The organism is Bacillus sp. M13(2017), from assembly GCF_002218325.1.
Taxonomy (GTDB): Bacteria; Bacillota; Bacilli; order Bacillales; family Bacillaceae_G; genus Bacillus_A; species Bacillus_A thuringiensis_K.
Map to the genome: position 1 here is coordinate 529,157 of NZ_KZ268501.1, position 16,298 is coordinate 545,454.

Consider the following 16,298-nt stretch of genomic DNA (forward strand, 5'->3'; position numbering starts at 1 on the left):
GGAGGATGAAACGTGCAACAACCTTCAATTATTTTACGGACTGTATCAAAAAGTTTTGGAAAAAAAGAAGTGTTACACAATCTTTCATTGCAAGTTGAAAAAGCAGAAATTTTTGGTTTTGTTGGACCTTCTGGATCGGGGAAAACAACGCTCATTAAAATGATTGCAGGTATTAATGAGGCAACGAAAGGTGAAGTGCTTGTTAATAATACTAATATGCCTAATTTAAATGAAATGAAAAGAATTGGTTATATGGCCCAGGCGGATGCATTATACGAAGAATTGTCAGCATATGAAAATGCAGATTTTATAGCAACGATGTATGGACTAAAGGGAAAACGTAAAAAGACAAGAATTGCACAGGTTTTTGAACTTGTACAATTGTCACAGTATATGAAAAAGCAAGTACAACAATTTTCAGGTGGAATGAAAAAACGCTTATCATTAGCAATAGCGCTCCTTCACGAACCAGAAATATTAATTTTAGATGAGCCTACAGTGGGGATAGATCCGCTTCTTAGAAAAACGATTTGGGAAAAATTTTATGATCTTAAAACGAAAGGCACAACGATTATTGTAACGACGCACATTATGGATGAAGCTGAATTTTGTGAGCGTCTAGGGTTAATTAGAGAAGGGAAACTAGTTGCGGTTGGAACAACTGAAGAATTGAAAAAACGCGTGTCATCTGGACGGATTGAAGATGTCTTTTTGCTGGAAGAGGTGGCTCCGTCATGAGAGTTACTGGTGTAATTATACGTATTATTCGTCAATTTTTTCGAGATAAGCGTTCGTTAGCAATGATGTTTGGAGCACCGATGTTATTACTTTGGCTTTTGTCACTAGTGTTTACACAGAAAGACTATATACCGCAAATTGCTGTTGTTGATATGCCCGCTCAAATAGTAAAAGTGATGAAAAATCAAGAAGCGTCAATTTATGAATACAGTAAGGAAAAGGCGATTTCTGAGTTGGAAAAACAAAAGGTAGATGCAGTATTTCGTATAGAGAATGGAAAAATGAAACTTCTGTTGGAAGGTAGTGATTCGTCAAAAAATCGTGCTGTACTTCAAGTATTGCAAAAAAGCACAGAGAAGAATGATGTATCGATTATGAAACCTGAAGTAAATTATTTACATGGCTCTAAAGACTTTACGATGTTTGATGGGCTTGGTCCTGTATTAATTGGTTTCTTTACATTTTTCTTTGTATTTATATTATCAGGTGTATCTTTCGTAAGAGAACGTTTAAGTGGTACGCTAGAAAGGTTATTATTCACCCCAGTAAGAAGATGGGAAATAGTCGCAGGTTATATTATTGGTTTTGGATTCTTTGCCTTTATACAATCCATTATTATCGTAAGCTTTTCCGTTTATATTTTAGATTTATACGTAGCTGGCTCCATATGGCTAACGCTACTTATTACATGTATGCTCTCTTTAACTGCACTAACATTAGGTACGTTTTTATCGACATACGCAAATAATGAATTTCAAATGATTCAATTTATACCGCTTGTTATTGTGCCACAAATCTTCTTTTCTGGATTATTTCCAATGGAATCTATGAACAAGTGGCTACAAATGTTAGGGAAAGCATTTCCACTCACATACGGCGCTGACGCAATAAGACAAGTGATGATTCGGAATCAAGGGTTTACAGAGATTGCATTAGATCTTACTGTGTTATTACTTTTTTCACTATTATTTGCAGTAGGAAATGTATTTGCTTTAAAGAAACATCGCAAAATATAATAATGACAAAAAGGAGCTTTATAAATGCAGAAAGATTGGCTGGAGGAATTAATAGCTGCAACTAATACGGATAAACGAAATGAACGTCAAATGCGAATATTAGAGGCGGCTGTTGATATGTTTGGAGAAAAAGGATACGCTTCAACTTCAACAAGTGAAATTGCAAAGCGTGCTGGTGTAGCGGAGGGAACCATCTTCCGCTACTATAAGACGAAAAAAGATTTATTACTAGCGGTCGTAATGCCAACTTTAACTAAGTTCGCTGCACCATTTTTCGTACAAACCTTTGCAAAAGAAATATTTAAATCGGAGTATGAATCGTATGAAGGACTTTTAAGGGTTGTAATTCATAATAGATTTAAATTTGCTCAAAAACACTTTCCTATGATAAAAATATTAATTCAAGAAGTACCATTTCAACCAGAACTGAAAAATGAAATACAGCAATTAGTAGAAACAGAACTGTTTTCACATTTCAAAAAGTTGATTGTGAAATTTCAAGAAGAAGGGGAAATAATTGAGATACCACCATCTTCCGTATTACGTCTTACTTTATCAGCTGTATTAGGTTTATTATTAACACGATTTTTATTATTGCCTGAAGAAAAATGGGATGATGAAGCAGAAATTGAAAATACGATTCAATTTATATTGTATGGATTAACTCCACGAATTTAATCGTTGAAGTGTGAATTACATACATTACTTTTAAGTGAAAATAAATCGCCTTTAAAAAGGCGATTTATTTTCATTATATATTTTTGATAAATAAGTACTTGTTTAATAAAAACATTCTAAATCAGCGTGTTTCTTTGTCTCTTCTTCTAAGACCTAATAATCCTGCTAGTCCTAATAAACCAAGCCAAGCCCAATTATTATTTCTATCACGATTATCATTTAAATCATTTGTTGTATTTACATTTCGAGTTCTCACATCATTATTAACTCTGTCTAAATTATTGTCATTTACTCGAGTTGAAATATCAGTGTTATTAACTCTGTTCATATTATTTCCATCGTATTCAGCTTGCGCAGATGTACCTAAAAACATAATAGATAGTGCTAAAACACTTAAGATTGATGATAATTTCTTTTTCATAACAATCCCTCCTTTCTTAATAATTAAGTTCTCCGAAGCATGTGTGTATTATTCATTTCACAATATCTAAACCCTCATTAAATAGAGCGCACATTTATAGAAAATAGAGTTGAATGATTGTTAATATTTCATTGGATATATATTTCTCATAAAAATAAATGCATCAAACTTTGCTTAAAATGTTAATCTTAGTACAATTTATATTATACGGACTAGCAATAAGGAGGTAATGAGATGCGACAATTTGCAAAACCTACAATCGTCGTAAGTAAATGTTTAGAATTTGATGCTTGTCGTTATAATGGAGAGATGATTCCAGATGTAACAATACGAAATTTGCAGCCATTTGTTACATTTATACCTGTTTGTCCAGAAGTCGAGATTGGATTGGGGACTCCTCGAGAAACGATACGAATTGTAGAAGAAAATGGTGAGAATAGACTTGTGCAACCGTCGACACGAGAAGATGTAACTGAAAAAATGGAACAGTTTTCAAATGACTTTTTACAAACGATACCGGATGTGGATGGTTTTATTTTAAAGAATCGTTCGCCAAGTTGTGGTACGCGCGATGTGAAAATTTATTCTGGTTTTGAAAAAGCACCAGCAAAGGGAAAAGGATCAGGCTTATTTGGCGGAGCAGTAATAAAAAAATTTTCGCATCTTCCTATTGAAGAGGAAGGCAGATTGTCGAATTTTATTATTAGAGAGCATTTCTTTACAAGGCTATTTACAATCGCATATTACAAAATGATTAAACATAATAAAAATATGAAAGACCTTGTATCGTTTCAGTCGGACAATAAATATTTATTTATGGCATATAATCAGGTGAAACAAAAGGAATTAGGGCGTATAATTGCAAATCACAAAAATGAAAAGATTGAAGTGGTATTTGAAAACTATGAGAAGACTTTATATGAATTATTTATGCGCACACCCCGTTATACATCGAATGTAAATGTATGCGAGCACATTTTTGGATATTTTAAAACAAAGCTAAAAAAACAAGAAAAAGATCATTTTATAGAACTGTTACAAAAGTATGCAGAAAAGAAAATACCACTTAGTAGTTTACTTACAATTTTAAAATCATGGGCCATTCGATTTGATGGGAAGTATTTATTAAGACAGACGTATTTCGAACCATATCCTGAAGCATTAGTAGAAATTTCTGATTCAGGAAAAGGTAGAGATTATTAAACAATAAATTACATAATTCGACACAAAATCTCCTATGTTGTTGTAGAACAATGTAGGAATTTTTTTGTGCATTAGTACAGAATCTGTTTTAAAATTAAGTTATGACAGAATTATAGCAATTGTCTAACTAATACTTTTGTCTTTTAAGTTGTTATGTTTGTAGTAGAAACTCGCACGCTGTCGAAACTCAATATTCGATAAGGGGTGTGTAGCGGAATGGAATTTACTCTAACTCGCGAAAAACAAATGATTAAAGAAATGGTACGTGACTTTGCTGAAAAGGAAATCGCACCGAAAGCTGTATATTATGACAAAACTGCAGAGTTTCCATATGAAACATTTCAAAAAATGGGCGAACTAGGATTACTAGGCATCCCATTCCCAGAAGAGTATGGAGGTTCAGGTGGCGATACGGTATCGTATGCGTTAGCAGTTGAAGAAATTGGTCGCGCTTGTGGTGGCACCGGTTTAAGCTATGCTGCAACAATTTCATTAGGTGCTTCTCCAATTTATTATTTCGGTACAGAAGAACAAAAACAAAAGTATTTAGTTCCAATGGCGTCAGGAAAAACATTAGGTGCCTTCGGATTAACGGAGCCGAATGCTGGATCAGATGCAGGTGGTACTCAAACGAAAGCGGTATTAGATGGTGATGAGTATGTAATCAGTGGTGAGAAGTGTTGGATTACAAACGCAGAGTATGCAAATACCATTATTGTAACCGCTGTCAATGGTATTGAAGAGAATGGTAGAAAACGCATTTCAGCATTTATCGTACCTACTACTAGTGAAGGATTAACGATTTCTAGTCCTTATGATAAAATGGGCGTTCGCGCTTCTAATACTTGTGAAATCGTACTTGATGGTGTTCGTGTACCGAAAGAAAATATTCTTGGTGATGTAAATAAAGGTTTTAAACAATTTTTATATACACTTGATGGAGGACGTATTTCAATCGCAGCATTGGCAGTTGGTATTGCGCAATCAGCCTTTGAACGTGCATTGCAATATGCGAAAGAACGTCAACAATTTGGAAAGTCAATTTCTAATTTCCAAGCGATTCAATTTAAATTGGCTGATATGGCGACTGAAGTAGAGTTAGCTCGTAATTTAGTACATAAAGCAGCTTGGTTAAAAGATAACGATAAACCTTTCGGCAAAGAAGCGGCAATGGCAAAACTATTTGCATCGGAAGCGGCAAGCCGTATTGCGAATCAAGCAGTACAGATTCATGGTGGATATGGGTATATGCGTGAATATGAAGTTGAACGACATATTCGTGATGCGAAACTATTAGAAATTGGTGAAGGAACTTCTGAAATTCAACGTCTCGTAATTGCTAGACATTTAGGATGTAGATAAAAGGGAGGAATCACTATGTTTCAAAAAATATTAATTGCGAATCGTGGAGAAATCGCTGTTCGTATTATGAAAACTTGTCAAAAACTAGGCATCCGTACTGTTGCTATTTATTCTGAAGCAGATGAAAATGCCCTTCATGTGAAAATGGCAAATGAAGCTTACTTAGTAGGTGGACCGCGTGTTCAAGAAAGCTATTTAAACCTTGAAAAAATTATTGAAATAGCTAAGAAGACAAATGCAGAAGCAATTCATCCGGGTTATGGTTTATTATCAGAGAATCCGTCTTTTCCGGTTCGCTGCAAAGAAGAAGGAATCGTATTTATCGGTCCTTCAGAAGAAATTATTACGAAGATGGGAAGTAAAATTGAATCACGTATCGCAATGCAAGCAGCAGATGTCCCAGTAGTCCCAGGGATTACTACAAATATTGAAACTGCTGAAGAAGCAATTGAAATTGCAAAACAAATTGGTTATCCATTAATGCTTAAGGCATCCGCAGGCGGCGGAGGCATTGGTATGCAGTTGATGGAAACTGAGCAAACGCTCACCAAAGCGTTTGAAAGTAATAAAACAAGAGCGCAAAACTTCTTCGGTAACGGAGAAATGTATTTAGAGCGATATATAGCAGATGCGCATCATATTGAAATTCAGCTTTTAGCAGATACACATGGTAACACAGTGTATTTATGGGAGCGTGAATGTTCGGTACAGCGCCGAAATCAAAAAGTAATCGAAGAAGCACCCTCACCATTTTTAGATGAAGGTACACGAAGAGCGATGGGAGAAGTTGCTGTACAAGCTGCCAAAGCACTTGGCTATACAAATGCAGGTACAGTTGAGTTTCTTGTAGATGATCAGAAAAATTTCTATTTCTTAGAAATGAATACGAGATTACAAGTAGAGCATCCAGTGACAGAAGAAATTACGGGATTAGACCTTGTAGAACAGCAACTCCTTATCGCAAGTGGAGAGAAACTATCATTTACTCAGGATGATGTAAAACGTAGTGGTCATGCCATTGAAGCTCGTATTTATGCAGAGGATCCGAAAACATTCTTCCCATCACCTGGGAAAATTACAGATTTAACATTACCGTCAAATGTACGGATTGATCACTTCTTAGAAAATCATGTAACGATTACACCTTTCTATGATCCAATGATTGCGAAAGTCATTGCACATGGCGAGACTCGTGAAGAAGCAATTTCGAAATTACATGATGCTCTAGAAGAATTAAAAGTAGAAGGTATTAAAACGAACACTCCAATGTTACTGCAAGTTTTGGAAGACGAAGTGTTCAAAGAGGGTATTTATACAACGGGTTTTGTAACGAAACAGCTCGTTAAAAAATAAGATTTAACAATATTAAGGGGGAAAAATGATGACGAAAGTATACGCATCGATGGCAGGAAACGTTTGGAAGATTGTTGTAGGAGTAGGGGACACAGTAGAGGAAGAGCAGGATGTCGTCATTTTGGAATCTATGAAAATGGAAATTCCAATCATTTCAGAGGAAGCCGGTACAGTTATGAAAATTAATGTGCAAGAAGGCGATTTTGTAAATGAAGGAGATGTATTATTAGAAATTGAATAGGGAGATATAGGGGGAAGCGAATTGAAACTACCTAATTTTGCTGTCATTAAAGAAGTAGGACCACGTGATGGTTTACAAAATGAAAAAAAGATTGTTGGCACAAAAGATAAAGTAAAATGGATTCAACTACTTACAGAAGCAGGATTGTCGTATGTTGAAGTTTCCTCATTCGTTCACCCAAAATGGGTCCCAGCATTAGCGGATGCAAATGATGTGTTTTCTGAGCTGAAAAGGGATCCCAATGTTACATATGCTGCGCTTGTTCCGAACCAAAATGGTTTGGAACGAGCTTTTTTGCAAAATGTAGATGAGGTGAATGTTTTTTTATCAGCAAGTGAATCTCATAATAAAAGTAATATTAATAAATCGATTAAAGAAGCATTAGTTGTAATTGAAGATATAACAAAACAGGCATTATTCGAAGGGAAAAAGGTAAGAGGTTATGTTTCTACTGTATTTGGATGTCCTTATGAAGGGGATATAAGTCTCGCAGCAGTTGACGAATTATGTAATCAGCTATTTTCATACGGCATTTATGAAGCATCTCTTGGTGATACGATTGGTGTAGCAAATCCGTTACAAGTAGAGCAAGTATTAGAACATTTATTAAAGAAATATGATGCTTCGCAGTTTGCAATGCACTTCCATAATACGTATGGAATGGCTCTAGCGAATGTAGTTAAGTCATTAGAATATGGTATTACAACATTTGATAGTTCTTGTGGTGGTCTTGGTGGATGCCCATATGCACCAGGAGCATCAGGCAATGTTGCAACTGATGACTTAGTTCATATGCTCCATAAGTTAGGGGTACAAACGAATATTGATGAAGAGAAGTTATTGAGAGCGAGTCAATTTATTCAAAGTAAATTAAATATCCAATTACCGAGTCATGTGTATAGAGCGCTTCAACATAAAACGATAAGTAGGTGAGAAGATGCTACAATTACAAAACATTTCAGTTGATTACGTAACACCACACGTTGTAAAGATTTCATTAAATCGTGAAAGACAAGCAAACTCATTATCTTTAGCGTTATTAGAAGAGTTGCAAAACATACTAACTCAAATAAGTGAAGAGTCAAATACTCGTGTAGTTATTTTAACAGGGGCTGGTGAAAAAGCATTTTGTGCCGGAGCTGATTTAAAAGAACGTGCTGGCATGAATGAAGAACAAGTTCGCCATGCTGTTAGTATGATTCGCACTACTATGGAAATGGTTGAACAATTACCACAGCCAATTATTGCTGCTATAAATGGAATCGCACTTGGTGGTGGTACGGAATTAAGTTTAGCTTGTGATTTTAGAATTGCTTCAGACACTGCAAGTTTTGGTCTTACTGAAACGACACTTGCAATTATACCAGGAGCAGGTGGTACACAGCGCTTACCGAGATTAATTGGTGTTGGTAGAGCGAAAGAATTAATTTATACAGGTAGACGTATTTCAGCGCAAGAAGCTAAAGAATATGGTTTAGTAGAATTCGTTGTACCAGCTAATTTACTTGAAGAGAAAGCGATTGAAATAGCAGAGAAAATTGCTAGTAATGGACCTATTGCTGTTCGATTAGCAAAAGAGGCAATTTCAAACGGTATTCAAGTTGATTTACATACCGGATTACAAATGGAAAAACAAGCGTATGAAGGTGTAATCCATACGAAAGATCGAATAGAAGGATTACAGGCATTCAAAGAAAAACGCAAACCGATGTATAAGGGGGAGTAAATATGTTAGACCAAAAACAACAATCTAATTCATTTGAAGAACGAGTTGAAACAATTAAACAAGGCGGGGCACCGAAATATCATGAGCAAAATAAAGCAAAAGGAAAATTATTCGTTCGAGATCGTTTAGCGCTTCTATTTGATAATGGCGAATATGTAGAAGATGCATTATTTGCTAACTGTGAACAAACAGGCTTACCTGCGGACGGCGTTGTAACGGCAACGGGTAAAATACATGGTCGTACTGCGTGTGTAATGGCCAATGATTCTACTGTAAAAGCTGGATCATGGGGATCACGCACAGTTGAAAAGATTTTACGTATTCAAGAAACAGCTGAAAAACTACGTGTTCCGTTATTTTATTTAGTCGACTCTGCTGGAGCGCGTATTACAGATCAAGTAGAAATGTTCCCAGGGCGCCGCGGTGCAGGAAGAATCTTCTATAATCAAGTGAAGTTATCAGGTAAAGTTCCTCAAGTATGCTTATTATTTGGACCTTCTGCAGCTGGTGGTGCGTATATTCCAGCCTTTTGTGACGTTGTAATGATGGTAGAAGGAAATGCATCTATGTATTTAGGATCTCCTCGTATGGCTGAGATGGTTATCGGTGAGAAGGTAACGTTAGAAGAGATGGGCGGAGCTCGTATGCATTGCTCTGTATCAGGATGCGGAGATGTTTTATGTAAGACCGAAGAAGATGCGATTACACAAGCAAGACAATATATTTCATATTTTCCAAACAACTACTTAGAGAAGACTCCATTGGTTACACCTCAAGAACCGAAACAATTCGAAAAAACATTAGAACAAATCATTCCAGAAAATCAAAATGCGCCTTTCAATATGAAAGATCTCATTAATAGAGTTATTGATGAAGGTTCTTTCTATGAAGTGAAAAAATTATTTGCTCAAGAACTAATTACAGGCTTAGCACGTATTGATGGTAAGCCAGTTGGTATTATTGCAAATCAACCTCGTATGAAAGGCGGCGTATTATTCCACGATTCAGCTGATAAAGCTGCTAAGTTTATTAATTTATGCGATGCATATCATATTCCATTATTATTCCTTGCAGATGTACCTGGATTTATGATTGGTACAAAAGTAGAGCGTGCCGGTATTATTCGCCACGGTGCAAAAATGATTTCTGCAATGAGTGAAGCAACTGTACCTAAGATTTCTATCGTTGTTCGTAAAGCATATGGCGCTGGTTTATATGCGATGGCAGGTCCAGCATTTGAACCAGATTGCTGCTTGGCATTACCGACAGCCTCTATTGCAGTAATGGGTCCAGAAGCTGCGGTTAATGCTGTATTTGCAAATAAAATTGCAGCTTTACCAGAAGAAGAGCGTGCTAGCTTCATTGCTGAAAAACGTGAAGAGTATAAGAAAGATATTGATATATACCACTTAGCATCAGAGATGGTGATTGATGGTATTGTTCATCCAAACAATTTACGTGAAGAGTTAAAAGGACGTTTCGAAATGTATATGAGTAAATATCAAGTATTCACGGATCGTAAACATCCTGTATATCCAGTTTAAAAGCCTTATTTAGGGCTTTCTTGCTCAAAAAGTTAAGGAGGGGAAAACATTGAAACAAGCAGTTTGGTTTCCAACAGAAGAGTACAAGGGAAAAACACGTTTATATGGTTGGATGAAATCATTGGGATATGAAGACTATGAAACTTTTTATAATAAATCTATTGAGGAAACAGCTTGGTTTTGGGGAGAGGCAGAAAAAGCAGTGGGCTATCAATGGATGAAACCTTATACAGAAGTGTTAGATTTAGAAAATGGTACACCGTTTGCACAGTGGTATAATGGCGGAACATGTAACGTTGTAGAATCAGCTTTATCCCGCTGGCTTGCGGATGAAGAGACGAGAATACAGCCAGCACTTCAGTACGAAGGGGAAAATAGAACTTCAAAATCATTTACATATGAAGAGCTTGACAACTGGGTAAGCCGTGTTGCAAATGGTTTGAAACACGCGGGTATTGAGAAAGGTGACCGTGTAACAATTTATATGCCAATGATTCCAGAAACAGTTGTTGCGATGCTAGCTGTAATGAAAATCGGAGCAATTATTTCACCAATATTCTCAGGCTTTGCGTCTGATGCAGTTATGACACGTGTGCAAGCGGCAGGTTCAAAAATGATTATTACCGCAGATGGATTTTCACGCCGAGGTAAAATTGTTTCTTTAAAAGATGAAGTAGATAAAGCTTGTGAACATTGCCCAACTGTTGAAAAAGTTGTTATCGTTCGTCATGCAGGAAATGATTTTACACCACATAACTATGACTTTTCGTGGAGTACGCTAGAAAAAGAAAAACCATTCATACATGCAGAGGAAATGCAAAGTGATGATCCATTAATGCTCATTTATACATCAGGAACGACTGGTAAGCCGAAAGGAACAGTACACACGCATGCAGGATTTCCTTTGAAAGCAGCTTTTGATGCAGGATTTGGAATGAATATTAAACAAGGTGATCGTGTATTATGGGTAACTGATATGGGCTGGATGATGGGGCCGTTTCTATTATTCGGTTCACTCATTAATGGAGCAACGATGGTTATGTACGAAGGTGTTCCAGACTTCCCAGAAGCAGACCGGTTATGGGAGACAGTTGATAAATATGAGATTACTCATTTAGGTATTTCGCCAACGTTAATCCGAGCATTAATGGCAAAAGGTGATGAGTATGTCAATAAACATTCTTTAAAGAGTTTGGAAGTATTCGCATCAACAGGAGAACCTTGGAATCCTAATCCATGGATGTGGCTGTTTGAAACAGTTGGAAAAGGAAATGTCCCAATCTGTAACTACTCAGGTGGAACTGAAATCTCTGGTGGGATTTTCGGTAATGTTCTTATTAAGCCAATAGCACCGATTAGTTTTAACGCATCTTTACCAGGAATGGCAGCTGTCGTACTGGATGATCAAGGTAAACCAATTCGAGATGAAGTCGGAGAATTATGCTTAGAGAAACCTTGGGTAGGTATGACGAAAAGCTTCTGGGAAGATGATGAACGTTACGTAAACACATATTGGTCGCGTTTTGAAAATAAATGGGTCCACGGTGACTGGGTCATTTACGATGGTGAACAATATATTATCACAGGGCGTTCAGACGATACGTTAAATATTGCAGGTAAACGTATTGGACCTGCTGAATATGAATCTATTCTTGTGAAACATAACGATGTAATTGAAGCTGCTGCAATTGGTGTACCTGACGAAGTAAAAGGTGAAGTTTGTCATTGTTTTGTAGTATTAAGAGATCATGTAACATTCACAGGAGAATTAAAGAAAGAATTAATGAGTTTAGTAAACTCTCATATTGGAAAAGCGTTGTGTCCTAAAGACATCCACGTTGTAGAAGATTTACCGAAAACACGTAACTCTAAAGTAATGCGCCGTGTTATTAAAGCAGCTTACTTAGGAAAAGAATTAGGTGATTTGTCTTCACTTGTAAATCCTGAAGTAGTTCCGTTTATTCAGGGGTTACAGTCTAGTAAATTATAAAATTAGAAAGGAGCTCTATATAAATAGAGCTCCTTTTTTATGTTTATAAAAAGAAAAAAGTGAATTTGATGAAGAAGAAAAATTTTACTATTAGTGTTAAGTATGTTTTTTAGTTTTAATCAAAATACGATATTATGGAATGTCTATTCAATGGAGAAATACTATTTTACAACAACAAGGTGATGACAAAGCGTGACTGCTTATATGTCTGTTTAAACCTTTACGTGTTCATATATAAAAAGCTGACTATACTCAGTCAGCTTTTTATATATTACATTCTAGTATTTATCTCGCTATTTGTCAGGCAGTAATGCCCCCACCTAAAAATTCAGCGAAAGCAAGGAAGTAGGTGAGGGGTCAACTTTCCGGAAAAGTCCGATTGGTTCCAAAAGACATATTCTTTCCTTTAAGTTGACATTAAGAATATTACCAATTTTTTCTTTTACAATGGCAACAAATAAAGAAACATTTACAACGACACTTATTTCGTTTAGAACTCCAATCATCATCACGATGACACTTTTCTTTAGATTTCCACCAATCATCATTACAATGTTTTTCCTGAGAACTCCAATCGTCATCACAATGACACTTTTCTTTAGATTTCCACCAATCATCATTACAATGCTTTTTCTGAGAACTCCAATCATCATCACAATGACGCTTTTCTTTAGATTTCCACCAATCATCACAACAATGCTTTTTCTGAGAACTCCAGCAATCATTTTTCCAGGACATTCATTTCTACCTCCTTTCAATAGTGTTCATATTATTCTATGTTTTAATAAAAAAATGGCTTGTTTATTAACCTACTATTTTATTTTTATATGATAGAGTGTTTTCTACTCGGTATAGAGTTCATACAAACTATGCTAATTTTTAAGAGATAGTGGAGGGAACTACTACTAGTTATGGTATTTTTCAATAAACATTTGTTGAAGAAAATGTTCTGATTACAAATAATATCTTATTTTCGAGTACGTTTTTTAAAATGTATATTTTACGATAACAAAGGAAAAATCCATGAATAAAGTCTATGTATATGTGAGTTAATGGGAAAATCTAGTGTGTTTTTAAGAGGCGTCTTATTTAAAAGAAAAAAGATTTATTTTAAAAAGTGGTGTCTAAACATTAAATGAAGTAGGACTAAACTCACCTGCCCTAATTAAACAAGCTTTTAATTAGGGCAGGTCTGTTTTTATAATGAATAATGAAAAGAAAGTTTGGTACAATTGTTTGTTTTTTTCTTTTTATGTGTTTGCCTCGTACCCTTTTAAGCTAATGGACATACTTTACTAATAGAAAGGATTAGGAGGTGAGGTATTGGGTTCTCGATTTAATAATTGTAAAAAGAAATGTACATGTAAACAAGATGATTGTTGGGAAGTATTCGAAGAGTGTAAAAAAGAACAGCATGAGAAATGTGATAATTCTTGTGTACAAGGAATTAGAGATGAACTTAAGAAATTAATTAATCGAACAGTTCAAATTAATACAGAGGGACGTACTTATGTAGGTACTGTCTCGTCTGTAAGTTGTGATGTAGTTAGGCTTGCGGCTATTCCTGGATCGGTTGCAGTAATTATTTCCATTTGCAAAATTGAAGCAATTTTCCCACCTGTTACAACGGTTACTGCTGACTTTGATTTTAATGGTATTGATGTAGCAAACAAAGCATAATTATGCTGCTTTTTTGTAAAGCCATTCACATGAATGGCTTTATTTTAATTTCATATAAAAGGAGAATATATTCTTTATATAGAAATAAGTTTGAGGTTATAAAGCATGATGTACGAAAGGAGCAAGGAAGTGATTAAACTAGAAACCTTTAAAAAATCTGATTTTAAACAATTAATAAATTGGATTAATTCCGAAGAATTTCTAATACAATGGTCAGGTAATGCCTTCACATTTCCTTTAGACGAACAGCAATTAGAGAAGTATATAGAAAGTGCAAATACATTCGCTTTCAAAGTGGTAGATGAAGAGACTTCAGACGTTATTGGTCATATTTCGCTTGGGCAAATAGATAATATTAACAAGTCCGCTAGAATTGGAAAAGTATTAGTTGGTAATACGAAGATGAGAGGACGTTCTATAGGAAAACATATGATGAAAGAAGTACTTCATATTGCTTTTGACAAATTAAAACTACATAGAGTAACTCTTGGTGTTTATGATTTTAATACGTCGGCTATTTCATGTTACGAAAAAATAGGATTTGTAAAAGAAGGATTATTAAGAGAGTCGAAAAAAGTAGGGGAAACGTATTGGAATTTATGGGAAATGAGTATGTTAGAATATGAATGGAAGAAGTAGTAACAATAGTGATTTATAATTATATTATGTTAACAAAAGGGGATTGGTGGATATAGTGGATAATAAAACAAAAATTATTTCAGTTGCAGCTGTTTCAGGGGGAGGTAAAACTACAATTACAGAAAGGTTAAAGCATGAGTTTAAGAACTCAAAAGCTCTATATTTTGATAGTTATACATTTGATAACTGTCCTGCTGATATTTGTAAATGGATTGATGATGGGGCGAATTATGACGAGTGGGTATTAACACCATTAATTCATGATATTGAGCAACTTATACAAAATAATAGCTTAGACTATATTATTATAGATTATCCTTTTGCATACTTAAATAGTGAGATGCGAAAATTCATTGATGTAACTATATTTATTGATACGCCTTTAGATATTGCGATGGCTAGAAGGATTTTGCGAGATTTTAAGGAAGGTACAATAGATGAAATACATAATGATTTGGAACATTATATGACATATGCGAGAAAAGCTTATTTAGAAGCAATTCATACTGTTAAGCCGAATTCAGATATCATATTGGATGGTTCTTTATCTGTAAGTGAAATAATTAATCACGCTGTAGAGGAACTTGGCCGAAGAGAAGTGATTGTCAATGGTTAAATGTATAACAGATGCTGTTAGGTGGATAATTGAAGTAAGGGAGAGATAAATGTGTATACTTTATTTCAATATAATTGGCAAGTAAGAGATGAGTGGTTTAAGAGGTGTGAACAACTTTCAGAGGAAGATTTACTTTGCAAACTGGTGGTATTTTAGAAACATTATTTCATATTGTAGATGTAGAGTATAGTTGGATTAGTGCTCTTCAAGGAGAAGAAGATAAAGAACCGCAATTTAAAGATTATCATTCGATTCAAAAAGTGAAAGCGTTATCTGATTTATATAAACGAGAACTTGAAGGTTTTTTGCAGTCATGATCATCTAGCCTAGAATGCTAGCGTACTTAAAATAAGCAGTATAAAAAGTTAATTATTGTGTGCTTTGATTATATAATGTCGGCGAAATAAATAGTGTGAAGGACAGCTATCTTAACAAGTGCTTCATGTAACGTTCATATACTTTAATTTTTTATAATTAATCAAATTTGAATATTATAGAAACGGATAAAGAGGTATGGGTGGTGCTCTTTTTTATTGAATAGAATGGGTTGATTTTTCGGATTTTCATTACAATATAAAAATTAAAATTTGAATTTTGTTTGTTGTTAAGAAAAGGTGAGAAGAAAATAAAAAAGAGGGCTAATACCCTCTTTTTCTTTTAATTTGGTAATTAATCACAGATTGGTATCCCAAGTACTCTTAGAGCTAATGCTACTTGAAGGGAAATCTCTAATCTAGCAATTTCAATACCAGCTACTGAAAGAACTAAAAAAGGTTGCCCGTTTACAAATACAACGCAACTATCCATAGTTAAGCCTCCTTTCTAGTAATCTACTATAGTATATGGATAGAACTTTAATATGTAATAGTTAAATTGTTGGATTTAATAGAATTAATAGATTAACCCATTTATACTAAACAAAAGAACACAACGAACGGAAACAGAGATGGATGTATGCCTCGAAAAACATAGGTTTTAAGACATGTAATGAGATATAAAATTCATCATATTGGTCAGCTATCTATATGGGCGAGGGAGTTAAACTTGCAATTTGTTTCAGCAAATTTGATTGGACGAGGATGATAGAATTA

General features: G+C 35.0%; 17 protein-coding genes and 2 pseudogenes. 16 read left to right on the plus strand and 3 right to left on the minus strand.

Annotated features, from left to right (window positions below):
* Positions 1-12 precede the first annotated feature (12 nt).
* The 3 genes from CGQ22_RS08955 to CGQ22_RS08965 are packed head-to-tail and all read left to right on the plus strand — an operon-like array spanning position 13 to position 2,432.
* Positions 13-738: an ABC transporter ATP-binding protein gene (locus CGQ22_RS08955; protein WP_089148578.1), complete on the plus strand. Its 726-nt coding sequence runs from the start codon at positions 13-15 to the stop codon at positions 736-738.
* Positions 735-1,754 carry an ABC transporter permease gene (locus tag CGQ22_RS08960; RefSeq protein ID WP_089148579.1) on the plus strand — a complete coding sequence of 340 codons (1,020 nt, stop codon included), beginning with the start codon at positions 735-737 and terminating at the stop codon, positions 1,752-1,754. The genes CGQ22_RS08955 and CGQ22_RS08960 overlap by 4 nt, the downstream gene beginning before the upstream one ends.
* Before the next feature lie 24 nt (positions 1,755-1,778).
* Positions 1,779-2,432 (plus strand): TetR/AcrR family transcriptional regulator, encoded by a 654-nt coding sequence (locus CGQ22_RS08965; RefSeq protein ID WP_001168190.1) that lies wholly within the window; start codon positions 1,779-1,781, stop codon positions 2,430-2,432.
* 121 nt (positions 2,433-2,553) lie between these two features.
* Here CGQ22_RS08965 and CGQ22_RS08970 read toward each other — a convergent pair whose 3' ends face one another.
* Complete coding sequence (locus CGQ22_RS08970; protein WP_000728151.1) at positions 2,554-2,853, minus strand: WGxxGxxG family protein; 300 nt, start codon at positions 2,851-2,853, stop codon at positions 2,554-2,556.
* Positions 2,854-3,087: 234 nt separating this feature from the next.
* On the opposite strand from CGQ22_RS08970, the gene CGQ22_RS08975 reads away from it, so the two are divergent.
* The 8 genes from CGQ22_RS08975 (at position 3,088) to CGQ22_RS09010 (ending at position 12,272) form a co-directional block, all read left to right on the plus strand.
* Complete coding sequence (locus CGQ22_RS08975; RefSeq protein WP_089148580.1) at positions 3,088-4,056, plus strand: YbgA family protein; 969 nt, start codon at positions 3,088-3,090, stop codon at positions 4,054-4,056.
* A gap of 216 nt (positions 4,057-4,272) precedes the next feature.
* Positions 4,273-5,418: an acyl-CoA dehydrogenase gene (locus CGQ22_RS08980; protein WP_000397279.1), complete on the plus strand. Its 1,146-nt coding sequence runs from the start codon at positions 4,273-4,275 to the stop codon at positions 5,416-5,418.
* A 15-nt stretch (positions 5,419-5,433) separates the two neighbouring features.
* Entirely contained in the window at positions 5,434-6,771 is a 1,338-nt protein-coding gene (locus CGQ22_RS08985) for an acetyl-CoA carboxylase biotin carboxylase subunit (RefSeq protein WP_000486751.1), read from the plus strand.
* A 25-nt stretch (positions 6,772-6,796) separates the two neighbouring features.
* Positions 6,797-7,012 (plus strand): acetyl-CoA carboxylase biotin carboxyl carrier protein subunit, encoded by a 216-nt coding sequence (locus CGQ22_RS08990; protein ID WP_001987345.1) that lies wholly within the window; start codon positions 6,797-6,799, stop codon positions 7,010-7,012.
* 21 nt (positions 7,013-7,033) lie between these two features.
* Complete coding sequence (gene mvaB, locus CGQ22_RS08995; RefSeq protein WP_061884184.1) at positions 7,034-7,945, plus strand: hydroxymethylglutaryl-CoA lyase; 912 nt, start codon at positions 7,034-7,036, stop codon at positions 7,943-7,945.
* Between the two features lie 4 nt (positions 7,946-7,949).
* The gene (locus tag CGQ22_RS09000) at positions 7,950-8,738 is read left to right on the plus strand and encodes an enoyl-CoA hydratase (RefSeq protein ID WP_089148581.1); all 789 of its coding nucleotides are present in this window, start codon (positions 7,950-7,952) and stop codon (positions 8,736-8,738) included.
* A gap of 2 nt (positions 8,739-8,740) precedes the next feature.
* Positions 8,741-10,282: an acyl-CoA carboxylase subunit beta gene (locus tag CGQ22_RS09005; RefSeq protein WP_000886746.1), complete on the plus strand. Its 1,542-nt coding sequence runs from the start codon at positions 8,741-8,743 to the stop codon at positions 10,280-10,282.
* 49 nt (positions 10,283-10,331) lie between these two features.
* Positions 10,332-12,272, plus strand: a complete 1,941-nt coding sequence (locus CGQ22_RS09010) for an AMP-binding protein (protein WP_089148582.1) — start codon at positions 10,332-10,334, stop codon at positions 12,270-12,272.
* A 320-nt stretch (positions 12,273-12,592) separates the two neighbouring features.
* Here the strand turns inward: CGQ22_RS09010 and CGQ22_RS09015 are convergent, their stop codons facing one another.
* A complete protein-coding gene (locus CGQ22_RS09015) occupies positions 12,593-12,997 on the minus strand; it encodes a hypothetical protein (protein WP_000560147.1) in 405 nt (134 codons plus the stop codon).
* A gap of 598 nt (positions 12,998-13,595) precedes the next feature.
* On the opposite strand from CGQ22_RS09015, the gene CGQ22_RS09020 reads away from it, so the two are divergent.
* The 4 genes and pseudogenes from CGQ22_RS09020 to CGQ22_RS09035 all read left to right on the plus strand — a co-directional run.
* Entirely contained in the window at positions 13,596-13,952 is a 357-nt protein-coding gene (locus CGQ22_RS09020) for a hypothetical protein (protein WP_000535575.1), read from the plus strand.
* A 105-nt stretch (positions 13,953-14,057) separates the two neighbouring features.
* The gene (locus CGQ22_RS09025) at positions 14,058-14,591 is read left to right on the plus strand and encodes a GNAT family N-acetyltransferase (RefSeq protein WP_000990085.1); all 534 of its coding nucleotides are present in this window, start codon (positions 14,058-14,060) and stop codon (positions 14,589-14,591) included.
* A 55-nt stretch (positions 14,592-14,646) separates the two neighbouring features.
* Positions 14,647-15,207, plus strand: coding sequence for a nucleoside/nucleotide kinase family protein (locus CGQ22_RS09030; protein ID WP_000369207.1), 561 nt, complete (start codon positions 14,647-14,649; stop codon positions 15,205-15,207).
* A 51-nt stretch (positions 15,208-15,258) separates the two neighbouring features.
* Positions 15,259-15,518: pseudogene (locus CGQ22_RS09035) on the plus strand (DinB family protein); the annotation flags it as partial.
* Positions 15,519-15,876: 358 nt separating this feature from the next.
* On the opposite strand, the gene CGQ22_RS09040 reads toward CGQ22_RS09035, so the two are convergent.
* Positions 15,877-16,014, minus strand: a complete 138-nt coding sequence (locus tag CGQ22_RS09040) for a DUF3956 domain-containing protein (RefSeq protein ID WP_000376554.1) — start codon at positions 16,012-16,014, stop codon at positions 15,877-15,879.
* Positions 16,015-16,179: 165 nt separating this feature from the next.
* Here CGQ22_RS09040 and CGQ22_RS31360 point away from each other — a divergent pair.
* Positions 16,180-16,290: pseudogene (locus CGQ22_RS31360) on the plus strand (DinB family protein); the annotation flags it as partial.
* Between the last annotated feature and the right edge of the window lie 8 nt (positions 16,291-16,298).